This window comes from Arthrobacter terricola (assembly GCF_004354015.1).
Classification (GTDB): domain Bacteria; phylum Actinomycetota; class Actinomycetes; order Actinomycetales; family Micrococcaceae; genus Arthrobacter; species Arthrobacter terricola.
In genome coordinates this window covers 1-2,703 of sequence record NZ_SMRU01000083.1, presented here as the reverse complement: position 1 = coordinate 2,703, position 2,703 = coordinate 1, and the positions used below count along the sequence as shown (strand labels likewise).

Annotated in this window: 1 protein-coding gene and 1 pseudogene; both read right to left on the bottom strand. The window is 65.0% G+C overall.

What is annotated here, in order from left to right:
- Positions 1–146: 146 nt before the first annotated feature.
- Complete coding sequence (locus tag E1809_RS26270) at positions 147–938, bottom strand: ATP-binding protein (protein WP_133207148.1); 792 nt, start codon at positions 936–938, stop codon at positions 147–149.
- Positions 935–2,477, bottom strand: a pseudogene (gene istA, locus E1809_RS27925) (IS21 family transposase). The gene E1809_RS26270 and the pseudogene istA overlap by 4 nt, the downstream one beginning before the upstream one ends.
- Between the last annotated feature and the right edge of the window lie 226 nt (positions 2,478–2,703).

Below are 2,703 nucleotides of genomic sequence, written 5' to 3'. Positions count from 1 at the left end.
TGTCAACGGCAGCTTAGAAGTGACCGGTGGCGGCAGGTTGGTTTGCCCGATGGCGGCAGGTGATTGACCAGTCGCGGCAAGTATTTTTGGACAGGGTCAGGCGCCCCGGGCGTGCCGGGTTTCAGGGCGCCTGACCAGTTTTTGGGTTAGTTCATGGGGCGGGTTCCTTTTCCGTTTTGGGCTTGCATGAGCCTGACGGACTCGCCGCTGGTTTGGCAGAGGTGGGCGTGGTGGAGAAGCCGGTCCACGGTCGCGGTGGCGATGGTTTTGGGCATGAGCTCATCGAACCCGGAGGGGTGGATGTTTGAGCTGATCGCCAGGGCGCGTTTCTCGTAGGAGGCCTCCACGACGCGGTAGAAGCCCTCGGCCGCGTCGGCGGACACCGGCAGCAGGCCGATGTCATCAATGCAGATCAAGTCGACGTTTGTGGCCCGGGTGATGGCTTTGTTGACGCTGTCATCGATGCGGTGCCGGCGCACGAGCGCGCCGAGGTCTTCCATGCTCAGCCAGGACACGGACATGCCCTGGTCGATGGCCTGCTGGCCGAGGGCTTCCAGGAGCAGGGTTTTGCCGGTGCCGGAGGGCCCGCACGCGATCAGGTTCTCACGGCGCCGCACCCATTCCAGGGTCCGCAGGAACGAGGTCGTGGCAGCCGGGAGGGTGGAGAGGGTTTCCTCCCAGACGTCGAAGGTTTTCCCGGTGGGGAAGCCTGCGCGTTTGCGCCGGGTGGCCAGCATCGAGGCGTTCCGGCCGGTGGCTTCGGCTTCGAGCAGGACACGGACGACTTCGGTGGGGTCCCAGCGTTGGGCTTTCGCGGTGGCCAGGACGTCCGCGACGACGGCGCGGGCGTGCGGCATCCGGGTCGTGCGCATCAACGCGATCACGTTCTCCACCGCCGGGTCCGATAGCGGGCTTGGGGCAAGGACTGTCGCGCTCATTCGGTGGCTCCTTCAAAGTCATCATGGGTGGTCCCAGGGGTGGTGGTGCCGAAGTTAGCCCAGCCCCTGGTGCCCTGGCTCAGCCATTGGCCCTGGTCGGTGACGGTGCGGGTGCTGATTGTGTGGCTTGTGCCGCCGGCAGTGTTGACGATAGAGAGCAGGTCCTCGTGTGTGAAGCGCTGGTGCACCGCTGCCGCTCCCAGGCCCTTGTCGACCTCGTCCGCGCCCAGGACCTTGGCCAGGGTCACGGCGCGTTCCATTTTGTGCCGGACCTTCTGGGTTCCGGCAGCGGCGGCTTCCTTGAGCCAGAGCGCGGCACCGGCGCCGATGGCCAGGAACTCTTCCTCGGCCTTGTTGGTCGGGCGGACGACCCGTTCCAGGGCCCCGGCAGGGGCCGGCGGGAAATGGGCATCGATGATCGCCGGTGTCCCGGGGCGGGTGAGCTGGTGGCGTGCGACCTCGACCGGGCCGGTGCCGTCGACGTGGACGATGACAACCTCGGTGTCGGTGCCGCGCACCCAGACCATCTCACCCATCAGGGTGTGCGGGACGGAGTACCGGGCATGTTCGAAGGTGATCATGGGCGTGTTCGGCGGGACCTGGCGGGTATGGCCGAAACTCGCTGTCACCGGGGTTTCCGGGACCGTGTGCAGCCGGGGGCGTTCGAGAACGCGGAGCATGTCCTTCGGGATCTCCAGCGTGGCCCGGTGCACCCGCGAGTTCACCTCCTCCATGAACGCCTCACATGCGGCCTCCAGCTCGGCGAAAGACCGGTACTCGGGCAGGAGGTTCGTCTCTTTGGGGACCGAGGTCGGCTTTGGCGATCTTGACCGCGTTCTCCACCCCGCCCTTGGAGGCCGGGTCGGCCGGGATGCACGTCTGCATGGACGTCGAATAGTGCCTGGAAAACGCCACAATCTGCGCGTTCCGCACGGGGATCCCGGCGACGTGCTCGACCGTGACCGTCTTCTCGTTGTCAGTCAAAATGTAGGTCGGGATCCCGCCGATCAGCCTAAACGTCCGGTCCAGGGCGGCGAAGACGCTCGGCATGGTCTTGTCCCGCAGGGCGATCACGATCCGGAACCGCGAGAAGGCCAGCCAGGCCACGAACAACACGGTCTTCACACCATCAACGACGGGGCCATCCCCGTAGTCGAACTGGAGCCAGAGACCTGGCTCCGGCGTCCAGGGCCGGTGCACGCGCACGTTCCGGGCCCGGTATTTGGCCTTCAGTTCAGCCAGCGTTGTCCTGGTTGTCCGCTCACACCCGGTGAACCCCAGGGCGATGAGTTTCTCGTGCACGACATCGCCGCGGATCTTCCCGCGGGACTGCTCGACCCAGGAGATCATCTGGGGCAGGAACGGGTCGGTCATCCGGCCGCGGTGCCGGGCCAGCGGCGCCTGGGCGCCTTCCTGGCGGGCCTTCACATACGAGCGGACGGTGTTGTGTGAAACGCCGCAGATGTTCGCGGCATCCCGGTAGGACCGGGTCAGATCGTAAGCAGCTAAAATTTCCATGAACTCTCCTGGAGACTTCATAACGAGCCCCCTCCTTCCCGTTACGGGTGAAATACAACGATTGGCATCGCCATTTCACCGCGGAAGGAAGGGGCTCTCCTCGTAACGACATGAGGAATGGACAAGGGGAATCCCGGCACGCCAAGCCACACACTATGGCCTACTGCTGTCCAAAATGCTTGCCGCCGCTGGTCAAAACCACTGCCGCGAACGGTCACCCAGTTTTGCCGTCTCCGGTCAGTTTAAA

Bases quoted from the DNA above. Each gene is read 5' to 3' on its own strand.
- E1809_RS26270 (WP_133207148.1), bottom strand. From the start codon at position 938: ATGAGCGCGACAGTCCTTGCCCCAAGCCCGCTATCGGACCCGGCGGTG.